Genomic DNA, 16,729 nt, shown 5'->3' with positions numbered 1-16,729 from the left:
TTTGAAGAAGGTCAGGCCTTCTTCTTGGTGGTGCGGCGCCGGGCCGCAGCCTTCTTCTTGGTGGAGGCCTTCTTCTTGGAAGTGGCCTTCCGGGTTGCCTTCTTCACTGCCTTTTTCTTGGCACCGGCCTTCTTCTTGACGGCCTTTTTCTTGGCAACCTTCCTCTTCACGGCTTTCTTCTTGGCACCGGCCTTCTTCTTGACCGCCTTCTTCTTGGCGACCTTCCGTTTCACGGCCTTTTTCTTGGCGCCGGCCTTCTTCTTGACGGCCTTCTTCTTGGCGACCTTCCTCTTCACCGCCTTCTTCTTGGTGGCGGCTCTGCGGACGGCCTTTTTCTTCGTGGCTGCCTTCTTCTTGGTGCTGGTCTTCTTCAGTCGGGACTTGGTACTCACTTTCTTTTTCGTGGCGGCTTTCTTGATGGCCATTACACTCCCTCCAAACAATAAGCAAATGCCCGAGCCTGAGTATAAACAACTGCTTTCAAATTACTAGAGAAAAAGAACAAAATTTTCACCGTGTATCCGCTGAAATCATACCTCTGTCCCTCAAACTCAACTTTCGCGATGACGAAGTGCTTCTTCGTTGTATGCGGCATCGATCGTGGTGATGGTTTTCTCCACCATGCGAAACCCTTCCACGGGCGCATCATCTGCCATGTATTTGAGGCGCAGCGGACCCAGACATTTGACGGCGTCGATGCGTTCAAGCCGTGCTTCACCACCGCGATCCCCGGCCTTTCCGTTCAACGCGCGGATGATCTCTGCTGCAACGGGGTGTGAGTGCGTTTCCTCCACGGCCTTCCTCAGTGACTCCTGCGGTGTGCCGTCGAGCAGCTGGAATTCCGAGTGGTCGTGCAGGTACTGAAGCAGCTCGTTCAGGGTCATGGCGTGTCTCCTGATCGGGATGGGGGTCCGTGAGGGCGTCAGATTCAGTGTCTCGGAGGGTTTCAGGCGGTCAGATTGTCGCCGGGCGAGACGCCGCAGCACGTCTCCACCCGCTCGAAGTAGTACATCAGATCCACGGGCAGGGTGATACCGTCATGGAGTTGCAGAGGGTAGAGGTCGGCACACAGAAGCATGTCCGCGATGCTGATCTCACCCATATAAAAGCGATTTGCGGCCAGGTGACGGGCCAGTTGCGCAAGCCGCGACATGCGCGAGAACTGGGCGAACCCGTCATAGCGGTCATTGGCCAGGGCTTCCAGGCTCATGCCAAAGCGATGTCGAATCTCCTCCTTGTAGGCCGCCAGGTGCCCGGCGTCTGCGCCGATTTCCCGATACGCGGGGCGCACCGGTGCATACAGGCGCTCCAGCACCGCATCGCAACTGCTGCGCCAGTCCAGCAGCGCCTGCCAGGCGGCCTCGTGAATTCGACCTTCCACCAGCGGCGGCGTTCCGGGGAACAGTTCGTCGATGCGCTGCAGGATGTCCGCGGAGTCCGTAAGGAGCGGGGTGTTGTCCAATTGCAACACCGGGGCACTGCGCGCGATGCCCAGGTCGAAGAAGGTCTCGTCGTCGTCCCAGGCAAGCGGACGGTCCTCGAACGGCACGCCCTTGCAGGCAAGGGCCAGTCTTACGCGTTGGGACTGCGGCGAGGAGTGGAAGTAGTAGAGGATGGTCACTTATCAGTGAGGCCCATGATGAACTGCCACTGTTCCGGCGTCACCGGCATGATGGACAGCCGGTTGCCCTTGCGCACCAGCGGCATGTCGGCCAGTTCGGGGCAGGTCTTCAATTCAGACAGGGGAATCACCTTCCGGAACTTGCGTTTGAAGCGTACATCCACGCGGTACCAGCGGGGGTTGTCGGGGTCACTCTTGGGGTCGTAATACTTCGCCTCGGGGTCGAAGGCGGTGTCGTCCGGATAACCCGCCCGGGCGATGGTCATGATGCCCACGATGCCGGGCACCTCGCAGTTGGAGTGGTAGAAAAAGGCCTGGTCACCCTTTTTCATCTCGTCACGCATCATGTTGCGGGCCTGGTAATTGCGCACGCCGTCCCAGGGTTCCACTTTCACGCGCTTGAGATCGTCGATGCCGAACACGTCGGGTTCGGACTTCATCAGCCAGTAAGCCATGTCGGGTCAGGTTCGGATGTGGGCTCGGGCGACAGTATAAGAAGTTGGAAGTGGGAATTGGGAAGTGGGAATTCAAAACCACCCTCACCCTACCCTCTCCCTGATGGAGAGGGGAAACCCCCGATCCCAAGCCTTGCAATCCCCTCCCCCGCTTGCGGGGGAGGGCCAGGGTGGGGGCCTTCGCACTTCCCAATTCCCACTTCCCACTATCATTCCCACTTCCCAATTCCCACTTCCCACTTCATTCCCACTTCCTACTTCATTCGCCCCTGGGCCGGAAAATCCCCGATTCCGTGGCGATGGCGGTCAGCGGCACGTCCCAGGGTTCGGGGGTGAGGTCGTCCACTTCCTGGAATGCGTAGGCCATGCCCAGCAGACGGGGTTTCTGCCAGTGGCGGCGCTGGGCGAGGAAGGCGAAGGTGGTGTCGTAGTACCCGCCGCCCATGCCGAGGCGGTTGCCGTGACGGTCGAAACCCACCAGCGGAGCGAGCACCAGGTCCAGGTGGCGCGGGCTCACGCGCCGGCCCCGGGGCGCCACGGGTTCGGGGATGCCGTAGCGATTGGGCTGCAGCCGTTCCCGCGCATGCCAGGGCAGGAACCACAGGCGGTGCGGATGCGCGGGATCCAGTACCGGCAGATACAGCCGCTTGCCCCGCGCGCGAGCCGCTGCCGCCACGGGCAGCGGATCCACCTCGCCCCGGCAGGGGATGTAGACGGCGACATGGGTGGCACGATTGAACAGCGCCGAGCGAATGACGTGACGCGCGATCTCCGCAGATCGCCGCGCCTGCTCATCGGCCGACAGCGCAGCACGCTCGCTACGCAGACGCCTGCGCAGTTCGTCTCGGGTGGGCATGGAAGAAGGTTAAAGGTACAAGGTACAAGGGTAAAGGGAGGCGCATTCGATCCCCTTTACCCTTGTACCTTGTACCTTGTACCTGAAGTTAAGAGGGCGCACTCCGCATGTGCCGTGGCGTACCTTCGACCTTGAACCGGGGGTTCAAGTGGGGACCTGCGCGATGCTTTGAGGCTTTCCGCTGCGAAGGCGGACATGCACAACCACATCGACAGCTCAGTCCCCGGGGTATGAAATTAGGCTCAAGGATACTACCCAGCCGCTCACGTACACCGCAGAGGCGCCCGAACTGAAAAATCGTCGGGGTCGTAACGAGAGGCTGTTCCGCTATGCGCGGGCGGCCCCGTCCGGCCGCCAGTCTCTTTGACAATCCTAGCAGCCTGTCGGACTTNNAAGTCCGACAGGCTGCTAGGGGTGCCGCGCGGGCGACCCCTTACAGGTCCATTTGCTGCCCGTTCTCCAGGGCGTGATCGATCTTGTCCTGCAGGGCGCGAATGCGGGAGCTCAGCGTCTGGCTCAGGGATTCCCGCTGGTTTCGCGTCACCAGCATTTCGTGGGTGATGTTCAGGGCCGCCATCACGGCGATCCGGTCACCGCCGATGATGCGCCCGCTGTCGCGGATCTCCTGCATGCGCCGGTCCAAGAGGCTCGCCGATGCCAGCAGCGCGCTGCGCTCGTCGTCCGGACAGGCGACCTGGTATTCCTTGCCCAGAATCTGAACCGAGACCGGCTCAGTCCGGTTGCTCATACGGCCTGCTCCATGGACTTGAGGCGCGAGATCATGGCCTCCACCTTGATGCGTGCCTGCTCCTGGCCTTCCACGAGGCTGGAGCGCTCGGCCGCGATCACCGCCTGCTGCTCGCGCAGTTGGCGATTCTCCTCTTTCAGCCGTTCGCAGGTGCGGATGAGTTCGTTCACCCGCGTTTCGAGCTTCTTCAGCTCCTGCTCGGCAATGTCTGGCATCGGTGTCTGTTCCATGAGGCTAAGTCTAGGTCCGGCCGGGTGGGGCGTCAACACAGGGTGGACTCGTGCATCGACCGCCCATCGGGACAGGACATTGCCCGGGCGGAACACTACAATGGGCATGTCCTGATCAGCGCGCCTGCCCTGCCATGTCCTTTCCCGAGGAAACACGCGTTCCGCCTCTCAGTGAACAGGCCATCATCGTCGAGGGCCGGACCCTTGGCGGACGGGTCTGCAGGCTGGTCGACAATACCGGTACGGTGGAACGCGCGCTTCTGGATGAACTGCTCTCGGATCTGCTCGAAGCGAAGCGTTTCGGATTGGCGGGCCGGTCGGCCACCGGCGCCAGCACGATACGGCTGGGTGCGCCCGAGTTTACGCACATACAGTTGGGTGGGCAGCTCTACCGCCTCATACTGTTTTCCCACGAGGCGCGCCTGGAGGCCTTTTGACGCCCATGATGGATTTCGATGCAGTGGATGCCGCGTTCGCGCGGGCAGGGGCCGACACGGACGCCGCCGAGGGACACGGTACCCTGTGCGGCATGCTCAGCATCAATGCGGCGCTGCCGGTGGAGGACTGGTTCCGCGAGTTGCTCCCGGAAGCGGAGGACCGCGCCGCCGCCGAGGCACGCAAGGATCTGGGTTCGCTGTTTGAGGAGACGCGCGCGCAGCTCAACGATCCGAACCTGGGCTTCGATCTGCTGCTGCCGGAGGACGACGAGGCGCTGGCGCGCCGTGTGGAGGCGCTCGGCCTGTGGTGCCAGGGCTTTCTCTATGGGTTGTCCGTGTGCGGCGTGCGCGAAGGCGATCCGTTGCCGGAGGATTGTGCCGAGATCGTGCGCGACCTGGCGGACATCGCCTCCACGGGTTTCGAGGTGGAGCAGGACGAGCAGAATGAATCCGCATACAACGAGATTGTCGAGTATGTCAGGGTGGGTGTGATGCTGGTCAACGAGGAACTGCAGCCGATGAAGGCCCCGCCCCGACTCCAGTGAGCAAAGTGCCATGAATGCCACCACGCGAAAAGCCCGCCGTTTCTCCTCCGATGCCCTGCAGCCGGCGCAGCTGAAGGAGTTTGCGCGCAGGCGCCGACACCTGATGCGCGCCATGGGTGAAGGCGGGATCGCCGTGATTCCGGCGGCACCCGTGCGCATCCGCAACCACGATGTGGAGTATCCCTACCGCCAGGACAGCGATTTTCTCTACCTCACCGGCTTCATGGAACCGGGTGCGGTGGCGGTACTGGTGCCGGGCCGCTCCCAGGGGGAGTACGTGCTGTTCTGCAGGGAGCGCGATCCGGTGATGGAGACCTGGCATGGTCGTCGCGCCGGGCAGGAGGGCGCCGTGGAGCGCTTCGGGGCCGACGATTCCTTCCCCATCTCCGATGTGGACGAGATTCTGCCGGGGCTGCTAGAGGATCGGGAACGGGTGTTCACCACCCTGGGGCGGGATCCGGATTTCGACAAGAAGCTCATGGGCTGGGTCAACCAGCTCAAGGAGCAGGTGCGCAGCGGCGTGCATCCGCCCCACGAGTTCGTCTCGCTGGAATACCTGCTGCATGACATGCGGCTGTTCAAGTCGCGCCACGAGATCAAGCTCATGCGCGAGGCGGGCGCCATCTCCACGCGCGCGCACATCAGGGCCATGAAGGCTTGCCGCCCCGGCATGATGGAGTACGAGATCGAGGCGGAACTGGTGTACGAGTTCCGACGCGCCGGCACCGAGCCCGCGTACCCCTCCATCGTGGGCGGCGGCGAGAACGGCTGTATCCTGCATTACACCGAGAACAACGGGCTGCTGCATGACGGTGACCTGCTGCTCATCGATGCGGGCTGCGAGTACCAGGGCTATGCCAGCGACATCACGCGGACCTTTCCGGTGAACGGGCGTTTCAGTGCTGCCCAGCGGGAACTCTACGAGGTGGTGCTGGAGGCCCAGCACGCGGCCATTGCCCAGGTGGTGCCGGGCAATCACTGGAATGATCCTCATGCGGCCGCCGTGAAGGCGCTGACCCGGGGCCTCGTGTCACTGGGCCTGCTCAAGGGCCGCACGCCGCAGCTGATCCGCGACAACGCCTATCGCCAGTTTTACATGCACCGCACGGGTCACTGGCTGGGACTCGACGTGCACGACGTGGGCGACTACAAGCTCGACGACCAGTGGCGCCTGCTGGAACCGGGCATGGTCATGACCGTCGAACCGGGCATCTACGTGGCGCCGGGCACCCGCGGTGTACCGAAGCGCTTCCAGGGCATCGGCGTCCGCATCGAGGACGACGTGCTGGTCACCTCAAAGGGCCATGACGTGCTGACCAAACACTGCCCCAAGGACCCGGATGAGATCGAGTCGCTGGTGGGGAGCGCCTGACGGCGATTCAAAATTCAAGATTCAAGATTCAAGGGGAAAACCAGTGCCCAAAGGACGCCCCGTGCCAATGCGGCAATCCCTTGAATCTTGAATATTGAATCTTGAATAGGATCTTAAACATTGCGATGAAATTCCGTGACTGAAGACTTCCACATCATCATCGCCGGCGGCGGCATGGTAGGCGCCACGCTGGCGCTGGCCCTGGCGCGTACCGGCTATCGCGTGGCGGTGCTGGAGGCGCGTCCGCCCGGGGCGCCCGATCAGCCCAGCTACGACGAGCGCACCACCGCGCTGTCGTTCGGTTCGCGGCGCATCCTGGAGGCCCTGGACCTGTGGGATGGGCTGGCCGCCCATGCCACGCCCATCCGCGAGATCCACGTGTCCGAGCGCGGCCGCTTCGGGGTGACCCGCATGAGCGCGGCGGACGAGGGCGTGCCCGCACTGGGCTACGTGGTGGCCAACCGCGCGCTGGGCGCCGCCTGGCAGTCGGCGTTGGCCGATTCCCCGGTCGAGTTCATCACTCCGGCTCGCGCGCAGGGCTACCGGGTGGGGCACGAAGGGGTGATGATCGACGTGGAACGGGATGCACAACACGGCACCCTGCACGCCGGCCTGCTGGTGGCGGCCGACGGTTCCGATTCGGCCGTGCGTTCGATGGCGCAGATCGGAGTGCGGGAGCGTGATTATCGACAGACCGCGGTGATCGCCAACGTGACGCCTGCCCGGGACCATGGCGGTGTGGCGTATGAGCGCTTCACGGATCAGGGCCCCATTGCCATGCTGCCGGTGAGCGAGGGGCGCTGCGCCCTGGTCTGGACCGTGCCGACCGAACAGGTGGACGCCACGCTGGCGCTCTCCGATCGCGATTTCCTGCAGTTGCTGCAGGCGCGCTTCGGCTGGCGGCTCGGGCGACTGGAGCGAACCGGCCGCCGCGCGGCCTATCCCCTGCGCCTGAAGCGCGCCGAGCGCGACACCGCCGCGCGGCTGGTGCTCGTGGGCAACGCCTCCCACACCCTGCACCCGGTGGCCGGCCAGGGTTTCAACCTGGCGCTGCGCGACGTGGCGGTGCTGGCGGATCTGCTGGCCGACGCCGCCCGCGACAACGGCGATCCCGGCGACAACCGGCTGCTGGACGCCTATTCACAGTGGCGCCGGCGCGATCTGGATACGGTGCAACTCTATACCGACGGACTGGTGCGCCTGTTCTCGAATTCCTGGCCGCCGCTGGCGCATCTGCGCGCCGCGGGTCTGGCTGCCCTGGACGTGTGCGCGCCGATGCGCCACGTCCTGGCGCGCCAGAGCATGGGGCTTGCCGGTCGCCTGCCGCGCCTTGCCCGGGGGAGGTCCCTGTGAGTCACGGCAGGGTTACGCGCGTGGACGCGCTGGTGGTGGGCGGTGGCGTGGTGGGCGCGGCCGCCGCCCTGGCCCTGGGGCGCGCGGGGTTGCGCACCGCATTGCTGGAGCAGTCGCAGCCGCCGCCCTTTGACCCGCAGGGCGAGACGGACCTGCGGGTCTTTGCGGTCAACCGTGCCAGCCAGCGCCTGTTCGAGCGGCTGGACGTCTGGCCGGAGATGTTGGTGCGGGGAGTGAGTCCCTACGAGGCCATGGAGGTCTGGGATGCCCGCAGCCCGGGGCGCATCCGTTTCGAAGCGGCGGACGTGGGCGAGCCGGATCTTGGCCACATCATCGAGAATCGGGTCATACAGTCCACCCTTTGGGACGCGCTGGACGAGGCGGGCGTCGAGTGTCTTTGCCCGGCCACGCTGGCGCACCTGGAGATCCTGCCGGATGCCGCGCATGCCGATCTGGAGGACGGGCGCCGTGTCACGGCATCGCTGGTGGTGGGCGCCGACGGGGCGCGTTCCCGGGTGCGCACGCTGGTCGGCATCGGGGTGAACAGCACCCGTTACGGTCAGCGCGCGGTGGTGGCCAATGTAACCACCGAGCGCCATAACGAAGCTACGGCCTGGCAGCGCTTTCTGCCCACGGGTCCGCTGGCCTTTCTGCCGCTCGCAGATGGGCGGTCTTCCATTGTCTGGTCGACCGACACGGAGGATGCCGAGCGGCTTGTGGGTCTGGGGGAGGATGCCTTCCGTGCCGAACTGGCCGCCGCTTTCGAGTATCGGCTCGGTGCGGTAACCGCCACGGGTCCGCGGGCATCGTTTCCGCTGGCGGGCAGCCAGGCCCTGCAGTACGTTCGCTCGCGCGTGGCGCTGGTGGGCGATGCCGCCCATACCGTGCATCCCCTGGCCGGGCAGGGGGCGAACCTGGGCTTTGCGGATGTGACCGCCCTGGTGCGGGCGATCGGGGAACGCCCGGGGGATCCGGGTGCGTTGAGGGGCCTGCGCGCCTACGAGCGCGTGCGCCGCGGTGAGAACTGGGTGATGATGCGGGCCATGGAGGGTTTCAGCGCGCTGTTCGGCAGCCGGTTGTCACCCGTGGAGATGGCTCGCGGGCTGGGACTGAACCTGGTGGACAGGCTCCCCCCCGTCAAACACGGGTTCCTGCGTCGCGCGCTGGGGGATTTGAAAGGTTGAAGGATGAAGGTTGAAGGATGAAGGAATGCCACCGGAACCTGACACCGCAGGGGCCACGGTTCAGATCTTATTCATCCTTCAGCCTTCCACCTTCATCCTTTCAAACCGGCTCAGCCGGGACAGAAGTCCTCATGGACCACCGGCCCAGTGGGTTGCGGGCCCTGGCTGGTCTGTTGGGCGAGGGCCATGGCCGGGGCGCTGAGGATGATGGCCAGGAGCAATGATGGCAGGATGCTGTGCATGGGCATGATCGCCTCCTGTTGTATTTCCAGGGGCCCTGCGGCGCCGCTACATATATATGCGTGACTGCTATATGCGTGACTGCCGGTTGGGGGCGCCCTCGCGGCATGGTACAGCCCGTGGCTGCACTCCGCTGCCTGCTGGATCGCTGTGACTTGTCGGATTTCGAGACTTCTATCATGAACGATTTTTGGAATGAACGCTACCAGGGCCCCGGATTCGCCTACGGAGACCGGCCCAACGCCTTTCTGGTCGCCCATTCGCGGCTCTACCGGCCGGGTCAGCGGGTTCTCGCAGTGGCGGATGGAGAGGGCCGCAACGGGGTCTGGCTGGCGGAGCGCGGCCTGCAGGTGCTCTCGGTGGATGTCTCGGAGGTGGGGCTGAGCAAGGCCCGGGCCCTGGCCGCCGACCGGGGTGTGTCCCTGGAAACCGCATGCGCGGACCTGGCCGAATGGGACTGGCCCCAAGGGGCGTTCGATCACGTGGTCTCCATCTTTGCGCATTTCCCGCCGGATGTGCGCCAGCAGATACACCGGGCCATGCTGAACGCCCTCAAGCCCGGTGGGCTGCTCCTTCTGGAGGCCTTCAGCCCGGAGCAGATGGACTACGACAGCGGCGGCCCCAGGGATCCCATGATGCTCTACTCGGCCGTGATGCTGCGCGAGGACTTCGTCGATGGCGACATCGAGGAGATCGGTGAGACCCTGACCCGCCTGGACGAGGGATCCTGGCACCAGGGCACGGCCGCAGTGACCCGCGCGCTGGTGCGGCGTCCAGGTTGAAACACTCATTCACCACGAAGCACACGAAGAACACGAAGGAATTCATCGGAAAAACAACAGATTATCTTCGTATTCTTCGTGTTCTTCGCGGTAAACGGTTTCTTCGGGCACTTTTGATCCGGCTGGTGCTGCGTTATAGTGCGGGTCCGATCGGGGCATGCCTGCGGGATGCCCGGTCTGCACGGGAGAGCCCTCTCCGGTCCCGCCGAGAGAGGCGCCGAAGGCGCAACTTCCGCCCGGAAACGCTCAGGCAAACGGACCGTGTGTGATCAGAATCGGCTCTGGAGAGCGGCCGCGTCGCAGCGGCCCACCGAAGGGGATAACCGTGGCGAGCACGGTCAATCTCTCAGGTTTCAGGACAGAGGGGTGGTCGATGTGACAGGCATCGGCCACCCCTTATTCGTTTGAGGAGTCTTGAGCCATGAGCAAGCAGACCCCGCTTTACGACAAGCACGTGGAGGCCGGCGCCCGCATGGTGGATTTCGGCGGCTGGTCCATGCCCCTTCACTACGGATCCCAGCTGGAAGAGCACCACGCGGTGCGCCAGGACGCGGGCGTCTTCGACGTGTCGCACATGACCGTGGTGGACGTGCAGGGCAGCGGGGCCCGCGACTACCTGCGCCGGTTGCTGGCCAATGACGTGGCGAAGCTCAAGGTCCCGGGAAAGGCGCTGTACAGCTGCATGCTGAACGTCGACGGCGGCGTCGTGGACGATCTGATCACCTATTATCTCTCCGATGACTTCTACCGCGTGGTGGTCAATGCCGCCACCCGGGACAAGGATCTTGCCTGGATGCGTGAGCAGGCCACGGGCTTCGAGGTGGTGCTCCAGGAGCGCGGCGATCTCGCCATGCTGGCAGTGCAGGGGCCCAACGCGCTCGAGAAGGCGCTCTCGGTGCTGGAGGGAGAGGTGGCGGCCGCCGCCGATGCGCTGTCGCCGTTCGTGGGTGCGGCAGCCGGGGACTGGTTCGTGGGGCGCACCGGCTACACGGGCGAGGACGGGTTCGAGATCATGGTGCCCGCCGGCGAGGCACCCGCGTTCTGGGATCGGCTGGTGGGCGCGGGCGTCAGGCCCGCGGGCCTGGGGGCCCGGGACACCCTGCGCCTGGAGGCGGGCATGAACCTGTACGGTCAGGACATGGACGAGCAGGTCTCGCCGCTGGAGTCGGGGCTGGGCTGGACCGTGGCCCTCGAGCCCGCCGAGCGGGACTTCATCGGCCGACAGGCGCTGGAGAAGCAGAAGGCGGCCGGCAACCTGCGCCGCTTCGTGGGTCTGTTGCTGGAAGGGCGCGGCGTGCTGCGCAGCCACATGCGCGTGCTGTGCGGTGAGGCCGGTGAGGGCGAGACCACCAGCGGAGGATTCTCGCCGACGCTGGGTGCATCCATCGCCCTGGCGCGTGTGCCGGCCGGCACCGGCGAACGCGTGGAAGTGGACGTGCGCGGCAAGCCCCAGCCGGCGAAGCTGGTCAAGCCGCCCTTCGTGCGCAACGGCAAGGCATGCGTGGAATTGTGAGCAAGGGTGATGTTCTTTGGAGACCAGATTTGAACCACGAAGCACACGAAGTTCACGAAGAGTACTTATATAGATTCCGTCTTCGTGCTCTTCGTGTGCTTCGTGGTGAAAGGCCTTTATTGTTTTTGCCCCGACAGTCGAATCAGTCCATTGAATCCTGGAGTCCGACATGAGTGATACGCCTGCCAATCTTCGATATGCCAAGAGCCACGAGTGGGTGCGCACCGAGTCCGACGGCACCGTGACCGTGGGCATTACCGACCACGCCCAGGAACTGCTGGGTGACCTGGTGTTCGTGGAGACGCCCGAGGTGGGTGCCGGGCTCGAACCGGGCGGGGCCTGTGCGGTGGTGGAATCCGTCAAGGCCGCCTCGGACGTCTATGCCCCCGTGGGCGGCGAGGTGGTGGCCGTCAACGAGCAACTGGCCGACAGCCCCGAACTGGTCAACTCCGACCCCTACGGCGAGGGCTGGCTGTTCCGGCTTAAGCCCGCCGGCGACCTCGGCGGCCTGATGGACGCCGATGCCTATCAGGCGATGGTGGACGAGGAAAGCTGAGCAGGGCAGCCCGGATGCAGCGAGGCGCAATCCGGGGCCTCGGGGGCACGGGATGGCTCGGCGTTTTGAACCACGAACCACGCGAAGAAGACAGGAAATGGTCTCTCGCAAAGGCGCCAAGCACGCAAAGGAAAGCCAAAGAGTTCTTGATCTTTTCTTGGCGTGCTTGGCGCTCTTTGCGAGAGAAATGCTTTTGACTTCGTGTCCTTCGTGGTTGACCGATTCGACTAATCAGGCGTCGCGAGCGGTTTTCTTCGGTACCTATATCAAGATTTCACACTGACAGGTCAGGTTATGCCTTTCATTCCCCATACAGAGACAGATATCAAGGACATGCTGGCGGCCATCGGCGTCAACGGGATCGAGGATCTGTTCGACGAGATCCCCTCGGCGCTGCGCTCCGGCGACCTGAAACAGGTGCCGGAGGCGCAAAGCGAGATGGAGGTGACGCGGCTCATGCACGAGCGCGCCGCCCGGGACCAGGTGGCGCTCAACTTCATCGGCGCGGGCGCCTACGAGCACCATATCCCCGCAGCCGTGTGGCAGATCGCCACGCGCGGCGAGTTCTACAGCGCCTATACGCCTTACCAGGCCGAGGCGAGCCAGGGCACCCTGCAGCTGGTCTACGAGTACCAGACCATGATGACAGGACTCACCGGCATGGATGTCTCCAATGCCTCGCTGTACGACGGCGCCTCGGCGCTGGCCGAGGCGGTGCTCATGAGCGTGCGCGCCAATCGCAAGGCGAAGGCGCGGCGCATTCTCATGCCGTTGTCGGTGAACCCCGTGTATCGTTCGGTGACTCGCGCCATTGTGGGCGGTCAGGGGATCGAGCTGGTGGATGTACCGTTCGACGCGAAGACCGGCCGCGTCGATCCGGCCGCGCTCAAGGCCTTCGAGGGGGAGGACATCACCGCGCTGGTGATCCCCCAGCCCAACTTCTTCGGCGTGCTGGAGGAGGTGGATGCCCTGACCGACTGGGCCCATGCACAGGGCGCGCAGGTGATCGGTGTCGTCAATCCGGTGAGCCTCGCGCTGCTCAACCCTCCCGGTGAGTGGGGCGACAAGGGCGCCGACATCGTCGCCGGTGAGGGGCAGCCGCTGGGCGCGCCCCTGTCCTCCGGCGGTCCGTATTTCGGCTTCATGTGCTGCCGCAAGGAACACGTGCGCCAGATGCCCGGGCGCATCGTGGGCCGGACGGTGGATGCCGACGGACGCCCCGGTTTCGTGCTGACCCTGCAGGCCCGTGAACAGCACATCCGGCGCTCCAAGGCCACATCCAATATCTGCACCAACCAGGGCCTGGTGGTCACCGCCGCCACCATCCACATGGCCCTGCTGGGGCCCGAGGGGCTGGAGCGCGTGGCCGGTCATTGCCATGCCAACACCCACGCGCTCGTCGAGCGGCTGAAGCCGCTGGGCATCGTGCCCGCATTCAGCGGCGAGGCCTTTCACGAGATCGCCTTCCGGCTCGATCGGCCCGTGCGGCCGGTGCTTGCCGCCATGGCGGAGCAGGGTGTGCTGGGCGGTTATCCGCTCGGCGAGGATTTTCCGGAGCTGGACGACCTGCTGCTGGTCTGCGCCACGGAAACCAAGACCGAGGCCGACCTGGACCGCTACGCAGAGGTGATGAAGGCGGCGCTGGCTGCGGGTTGAGCAAAAAAGGCGATTTGCCACAGAGGTCGCAGAGGTCACAGAGGGTTAAGTTCAAAGGGCTGGAGAACCAGGAGCCCATCAGGCTGAAGGTCGTATTGAGAAGGTCCTTGAGACTTTCTTGTTCTTCCTCTGTGCCCTCTGTGCCCTCTGTGCCCTCTGTGGCTCAAGGAACTTTGCTTTCAGGATGATCACCACAAGACAGCGAGGAACAACGTCATGGCCGAGATCAAATTGCAAGGTAATCCCATCCATACCAACGGCGATCTGCCCGCGGTGGGCTCGCAGGCACCGGATTTCTCCCTGGTCGACAAGGACCTGAACGACGTGGGCCTCAAGGACTTTGCCGGCAAGAAGAAGGTCCTCTCCGTGGTGGGCGCGCTGGACACCAGCACTTGCGCCAACTCCACGAAGAAGCTGGAGGAACTGCTCAAGGGACGCGACGACGTGGTGGTGCTGGTGATCTCCGCGGACCTGCCGCCCACCCAGGCGCGGTTCTGTGCCGCGGAGAAGATCGAGCAGGTGAAGATGTTGTCGATGATGCGTTCCCGCAGCTTCGCCAAGGACTACGGGATTCTGCTCACCGACGGCCCGCTGGCCGGCATCACGGCACGGTCCATCATCGTGCTGGACGAGAACAACAAGGTCCTGCACACGGAGCTGGTCCAGGAGTTCAGCGAGGAACCCGACCACGACGCGGCGTTTGCTGCGCTGGATTGACGGGTTCTTCACCCGATGGCAGGAAGCAAAGGCAATGGACAGTATTAACAGGATGAATCCGGATTGACAGGATTTTCGTTGGAGCAGAACCCGAGCCTTGCGGGTTGTTTGATTCGATTCATCTCATCCTGTTAATCCCTCCCAATCCTGTAAATCCTGTCCATTCATGCCCGCCGCGTCTGCACGGCAGAGACGAACTACAGATAACCGAATCGCAGGAGTAGTGACATGCTGATTTTCGAGCGTTCCCGTCCGGGGCGCGGGGCGACTGCCCAGGCGCCGCAGAGTCCGGCTGAAGTGAGCAGCCTGCCGGAGCGTTTTCGGCGCTCATCGCGGGTGCCGTTGCCGGAACTGTCCGAGCTGGACGTGGTGCGGCATTACACCAGGCTGTCGCAGAAGAACTTCTCCATCGACACCCAGTTCTATCCGCTGGGGTCGTGCACCATGAAGTACAATCCGCGCGCCTGCAACAGCCTGGCGATGCTGCCCGGGTTCCTGAATCGGCATCCGCTGGCGCCGGCGTCGCACAGCCAGGGGTTTCTGGCTTGCATGTACGAGCTGCAGGAGATGCTCACGGATGTCACGGGGATGAAGGGCGGGGTTTCGCTCACGCCCATGGCGGGCGCCCAGGGCGAGTTTGCCGGCGTGGCCATGATCCGGGCCTACCACGACGCCCGAAAGGATACGGCGCGCACCGAGATCCTCGTGCCCGACGCGGCTCACGGCACCAACCCGGCCACGGCCACCATGTGCGGCTACACGGTGCGGGAGATCCCCACGGATGATTCCGGCGATGTGGACATGGCGGCGCTGGAGGAGGCGCTCGGACCCCACACCGCGGGCATCATGCTCACCAACCCCTCGACCCTCGGCGTATTCGAGCGGCGCATTAAGGAGATCGCCGACCGCGTGCACAAGGCGGGCGGGCTGCTCTACTACGACGGCGCCAACCTCAACGCCATCCTGGGCAAGGTGCGCCCCGGGGACATGGGTTTCGACGTGATCCACATGAACCTGCACAAGACGTTCTCAACGCCCCACGGCGGCGGCGGGCCGGGCGCCGGGGCCGTGGGCGTGAGCGAGCGCCTGCGTCCCTTCATGCCGATCCCCGTGGTGGCCCGGGAGGACGGCGGCCGCTACCGCTGGCTGACCGAGAAGGACCTGCCCCAGTCCATCGGCCGGCTCTCGGCCTTCGCCGGCAACGCGGGCGTCCTGCTGCGCGCCTATGTGTACATGCGCATGCTGGGCCGCGCGGGCATGTCCCGCGTGGCGGATTTTTCCACGCTCAATGCCAACTACGTGATGGCACGGCTCAGGGAGAAGGGCTTCGAGTTGGCTTTTCCCGAACGTCGCGCCACCCACGAGTTCATCGTGACCCTCAAGCGTCTCGCGAAGGAGACGGAGGTGACCGCCATGGACGTGGCCAAGCGGCTGCTGGACTACGATTTCCATGCACCCACCACCTACTTCCCGCTGCTGGTGCCGGAGTGCCTGCTCATCGAGCCCACGGAGACCGAGAGCAAGGAGACCCTGGACGCCTTCGTGGACGCCATGGCGCAGATCCTCGAGGAGGCGCGCACCAGTCCTGACAAGGTCAAGGGGGCCCCCTATACCCAGCCCAACCGCCGCTTCGACGAGGTTCGGGCCGCGCGTGAACTGGACGTGGCCTGGCGCCCGGGCACCGGTGTCGGGGAGGAGGCGCGCGAGGGTCGGGCGGGGTGAGGTTGGTTCGAGGTTCAAGATTCAAGATTCAAGGGTCGATCGCACCCCTGAAGCCGTCCTTCCTTGAATCTTGAATCTTGAATCTTGAATCTTGAGTCCCGTCCATGGTCTCACTCCTGGACCGCAAGGGTCCTGCAATCAAGAACAATCCCATCAAGATGAGGAGGCTCCATCATGAGAATCGTCCGTTCCCTTTTGGCAGCTGTCGTAATCCTGACCATGGGCACCGTCGCCCATGCCGATGCGCCCGTCACCATTGATATCAAGCGCCTGACGCTGGACATGGCCTACCGCATTGCACATGCCACCCTGGAGGCCTGCCGTGCCGAAGGCGTGAACGTGGCCGTGACCGTGGTGGATCGGGGAGGGCATCCCCAGGTGGTGCTGCGCGACACGCTGGCCATGGACCTGACCCTGGAGATTTCCAAGCAGAAGGCCTATACGGCGATGTCCTTCAATGCGCCGCTCTCCGACATGGAGGACCGCTTTACCAAGCCGTTCCAGGTGGGCAAGGTGGACGGCATCGTCTTCTCCGCGGGCGGACTGCCCATCCACGTCGCCGGCTCCATCGTCGGTGGTGTCGGCGTGAGCGGAGCGCCCAGCGGCGAACTGGACGAACGCTGTGCCGCGGCCGGGATTGAGGCGGTGCAGTTCGATCTGGAGATGGGATAGGAACAGGGATGAAGGTTGAAGGATGAAGGTGGAATGAAGCTACCCTTCTCTTGAATGCTGAATGCTGAAT

20 protein-coding genes, 1 other RNA gene and 1 riboswitch are annotated in these 16,729 nt (G+C 64.3%); of the genes, 12 read left to right on the top strand and 9 right to left on the bottom strand.

Features of this window, described 5'->3' with window-relative positions; all coding sequences use genetic code 11:
* Positions 1-11: 11 nt before the first annotated feature.
* The 8 genes from B1C78_RS08210 to B1C78_RS08175 all read right to left on the bottom strand — a co-directional run bounded on the left by B1C78_RS08210 (position 12) and on the right by B1C78_RS08175 (position 3,895).
* Entirely contained in the window at positions 12-425 is a 414-nt protein-coding gene (locus tag B1C78_RS08210; RefSeq protein WP_077278672.1) for a histone, read from the bottom strand.
* A gap of 126 nt (positions 426-551) precedes the next feature.
* Positions 552-884: a hypothetical protein gene (locus B1C78_RS08205; protein ID WP_077278671.1), complete on the bottom strand. Its 333-nt coding sequence runs from the start codon at positions 882-884 to the stop codon at positions 552-554.
* Positions 885-946: 62 nt separating this feature from the next.
* Positions 947-1,621, bottom strand: a complete 675-nt coding sequence (locus B1C78_RS08200) for a glutathione S-transferase family protein (RefSeq protein WP_077278670.1) — start codon at positions 1,619-1,621, stop codon at positions 947-949.
* On the bottom strand, positions 1,618-2,076 hold the full coding sequence (locus B1C78_RS08195; protein WP_077278669.1) for an EVE domain-containing protein: 459 nt from the start codon (positions 2,074-2,076) through the stop codon (positions 1,618-1,620). The genes B1C78_RS08200 and B1C78_RS08195 overlap by 4 nt, the downstream gene beginning before the upstream one ends.
* 259 nt (positions 2,077-2,335) lie before the next feature.
* Positions 2,336-2,932 (bottom strand): 5-formyltetrahydrofolate cyclo-ligase, encoded by a 597-nt coding sequence (locus B1C78_RS08190; protein WP_077278668.1) that lies wholly within the window; start codon positions 2,930-2,932, stop codon positions 2,336-2,338.
* 96 nt (positions 2,933-3,028) lie between these two features.
* Positions 3,029-3,216, bottom strand: a non-coding RNA gene (gene ssrS / locus B1C78_RS08185) — 6S RNA.
* A 149-nt stretch (positions 3,217-3,365) separates the two neighbouring features.
* The gene (locus B1C78_RS08180; protein WP_077278667.1) at positions 3,366-3,680 is read right to left on the bottom strand and encodes a cell division protein ZapA; all 315 of its coding nucleotides are present in this window, start codon (positions 3,678-3,680) and stop codon (positions 3,366-3,368) included.
* Positions 3,677-3,895 carry a TIGR02449 family protein gene (locus B1C78_RS08175; RefSeq protein WP_245795368.1) on the bottom strand — a complete coding sequence of 73 codons (219 nt, stop codon included), beginning with the start codon at positions 3,893-3,895 and terminating at the stop codon, positions 3,677-3,679. The genes B1C78_RS08180 and B1C78_RS08175 overlap by 4 nt, the downstream gene beginning before the upstream one ends.
* A 149-nt stretch (positions 3,896-4,044) precedes the next feature.
* Here B1C78_RS08175 and B1C78_RS08170 point away from each other — a divergent pair, with 149 nt between their 5' ends.
* The 5 genes from B1C78_RS08170 to B1C78_RS08150 all read left to right on the top strand — a co-directional run bounded on the left by B1C78_RS08170 (position 4,045) and on the right by B1C78_RS08150 (position 8,801).
* Positions 4,045-4,347: a hypothetical protein gene (locus B1C78_RS08170; RefSeq protein ID WP_077278665.1), complete on the top strand. Its 303-nt coding sequence runs from the start codon at positions 4,045-4,047 to the stop codon at positions 4,345-4,347.
* Between the two features lie 5 nt (positions 4,348-4,352).
* Positions 4,353-4,892 carry a UPF0149 family protein gene (locus tag B1C78_RS08165; RefSeq protein WP_077278664.1) on the top strand — a complete coding sequence of 180 codons (540 nt, stop codon included), beginning with the start codon at positions 4,353-4,355 and terminating at the stop codon, positions 4,890-4,892.
* 10 nt (positions 4,893-4,902) lie between these two features.
* The gene (pepP, locus tag B1C78_RS08160) at positions 4,903-6,264 is read left to right on the top strand and encodes a Xaa-Pro aminopeptidase (protein ID WP_077278663.1); all 1,362 of its coding nucleotides are present in this window, start codon (positions 4,903-4,905) and stop codon (positions 6,262-6,264) included.
* A gap of 135 nt (positions 6,265-6,399) precedes the next feature.
* A complete protein-coding gene (ubiH, locus tag B1C78_RS08155; protein WP_077278662.1) occupies positions 6,400-7,617 on the top strand; it encodes a 2-octaprenyl-6-methoxyphenyl hydroxylase in 1,218 nt (405 codons plus the stop codon).
* Positions 7,614-8,801 carry a UbiH/UbiF/VisC/COQ6 family ubiquinone biosynthesis hydroxylase gene (locus B1C78_RS08150; protein WP_245795367.1) on the top strand — a complete coding sequence of 396 codons (1,188 nt, stop codon included), beginning with the start codon at positions 7,614-7,616 and terminating at the stop codon, positions 8,799-8,801. The genes ubiH and B1C78_RS08150 overlap by 4 nt, the downstream gene beginning before the upstream one ends.
* Positions 8,802-8,911: 110 nt before the next feature.
* Here B1C78_RS08150 and B1C78_RS17610 read toward each other — a convergent pair whose 3' ends face one another.
* Positions 8,912-9,049 (bottom strand): hypothetical protein, encoded by a 138-nt coding sequence (locus B1C78_RS17610; RefSeq protein WP_175628257.1) that lies wholly within the window; start codon positions 9,047-9,049, stop codon positions 8,912-8,914.
* Positions 9,050-9,220: 171 nt separating this feature from the next.
* On the opposite strand from B1C78_RS17610, the gene B1C78_RS08145 reads away from it, so the two are divergent.
* The 7 genes from B1C78_RS08145 (at position 9,221) to B1C78_RS08115 (ending at position 16,659) form a co-directional block, all read left to right on the top strand.
* Complete coding sequence (locus B1C78_RS08145; protein WP_077278693.1) at positions 9,221-9,823, top strand: SAM-dependent methyltransferase; 603 nt, start codon at positions 9,221-9,223, stop codon at positions 9,821-9,823.
* A gap of 172 nt (positions 9,824-9,995) precedes the next feature.
* Positions 9,996-10,095, top strand: a riboswitch (glycine riboswitch).
* A 149-nt stretch (positions 10,096-10,244) separates the two neighbouring features.
* Complete coding sequence (gene gcvT, locus B1C78_RS08140; protein ID WP_077278661.1) at positions 10,245-11,336, top strand: glycine cleavage system aminomethyltransferase GcvT; 1,092 nt, start codon at positions 10,245-10,247, stop codon at positions 11,334-11,336.
* Between the two features lie 169 nt (positions 11,337-11,505).
* Positions 11,506-11,892 (top strand): glycine cleavage system protein GcvH, encoded by a 387-nt coding sequence (gene gcvH / locus B1C78_RS08135; RefSeq protein ID WP_077278660.1) that lies wholly within the window; start codon positions 11,506-11,508, stop codon positions 11,890-11,892.
* Positions 11,893-12,186: 294 nt separating this feature from the next.
* Positions 12,187-13,548, top strand: a complete 1,362-nt coding sequence (gene gcvPA, locus B1C78_RS08130) for an aminomethyl-transferring glycine dehydrogenase subunit GcvPA (RefSeq protein WP_077278659.1) — start codon at positions 12,187-12,189, stop codon at positions 13,546-13,548.
* A gap of 216 nt (positions 13,549-13,764) precedes the next feature.
* A complete protein-coding gene (gene tpx / locus B1C78_RS08125) occupies positions 13,765-14,265 on the top strand; it encodes a thiol peroxidase (protein WP_077278658.1) in 501 nt (166 codons plus the stop codon).
* A gap of 228 nt (positions 14,266-14,493) precedes the next feature.
* A complete protein-coding gene (gcvPB, locus tag B1C78_RS08120; protein ID WP_077278657.1) occupies positions 14,494-15,987 on the top strand; it encodes an aminomethyl-transferring glycine dehydrogenase subunit GcvPB in 1,494 nt (497 codons plus the stop codon).
* Between the two features lie 174 nt (positions 15,988-16,161).
* Complete coding sequence (locus tag B1C78_RS08115) at positions 16,162-16,659, top strand: GlcG/HbpS family heme-binding protein (RefSeq protein WP_077278656.1); 498 nt, start codon at positions 16,162-16,164, stop codon at positions 16,657-16,659.
* Positions 16,660-16,729 lie beyond the last annotated feature (70 nt).

It is taken from the genome of Thioalkalivibrio denitrificans (genome assembly GCF_002000365.1).
Lineage (GTDB): Bacteria > Pseudomonadota > Gammaproteobacteria > Ectothiorhodospirales > Ectothiorhodospiraceae > Thioalkalivibrio_A > Thioalkalivibrio_A denitrificans.
This window is presented reverse-complemented; position numbering and strand designations above follow the sequence as displayed.

Coding starts and splice junctions, on each gene's coding strand:
- B1C78_RS08210 (WP_077278672.1), bottom strand. CDS start 425: ATGGCCATCAAGAAAGCCGCCACGAAAAAGAAAGTGAGTACCAAGTCC.
- B1C78_RS08205 (WP_077278671.1), bottom strand. CDS start 884: ATGACCCTGAACGAGCTGCTTCAGTACCTGCACGACCACTCGGAATTC.
- B1C78_RS08195 (WP_077278669.1), bottom strand. CDS start 2,076: ATGGCTTACTGGCTGATGAAGTCCGAACCCGACGTGTTCGGCATCGAC.
- B1C78_RS08190 (WP_077278668.1), bottom strand. CDS start 2,932: ATGCCCACCCGAGACGAACTGCGCAGGCGTCTGCGTAGCGAGCGTGCT.
- B1C78_RS08180 (WP_077278667.1), bottom strand. CDS start 3,680: ATGAGCAACCGGACTGAGCCGGTCTCGGTTCAGATTCTGGGCAAGGAA.
- B1C78_RS08175 (WP_245795368.1), bottom strand. CDS start 3,895: ATGCCAGACATTGCCGAGCAGGAGCTGAAGAAGCTCGAAACGCGGGTG.
- B1C78_RS08170 (WP_077278665.1), top strand. CDS start 4,045: ATGTCCTTTCCCGAGGAAACACGCGTTCCGCCTCTCAGTGAACAGGCC.
- B1C78_RS08165 (WP_077278664.1), top strand. CDS start 4,353: ATGATGGATTTCGATGCAGTGGATGCCGCGTTCGCGCGGGCAGGGGCC.
- pepP (WP_077278663.1), top strand. CDS start 4,903: ATGAATGCCACCACGCGAAAAGCCCGCCGTTTCTCCTCCGATGCCCTG.
- B1C78_RS17610 (WP_175628257.1), bottom strand. CDS start 9,049: ATGCCCATGCACAGCATCCTGCCATCATTGCTCCTGGCCATCATCCTC.
- B1C78_RS08145 (WP_077278693.1), top strand. CDS start 9,221: ATGAACGATTTTTGGAATGAACGCTACCAGGGCCCCGGATTCGCCTAC.
- gcvT (WP_077278661.1), top strand. CDS start 10,245: ATGAGCAAGCAGACCCCGCTTTACGACAAGCACGTGGAGGCCGGCGCC.
- gcvH (WP_077278660.1), top strand. CDS start 11,506: ATGAGTGATACGCCTGCCAATCTTCGATATGCCAAGAGCCACGAGTGG.
- gcvPA (WP_077278659.1), top strand. CDS start 12,187: ATGCCTTTCATTCCCCATACAGAGACAGATATCAAGGACATGCTGGCG.
- tpx (WP_077278658.1), top strand. CDS start 13,765: ATGGCCGAGATCAAATTGCAAGGTAATCCCATCCATACCAACGGCGAT.
- gcvPB (WP_077278657.1), top strand. CDS start 14,494: ATGCTGATTTTCGAGCGTTCCCGTCCGGGGCGCGGGGCGACTGCCCAG.
- B1C78_RS08115 (WP_077278656.1), top strand. CDS start 16,162: ATGAGAATCGTCCGTTCCCTTTTGGCAGCTGTCGTAATCCTGACCATG.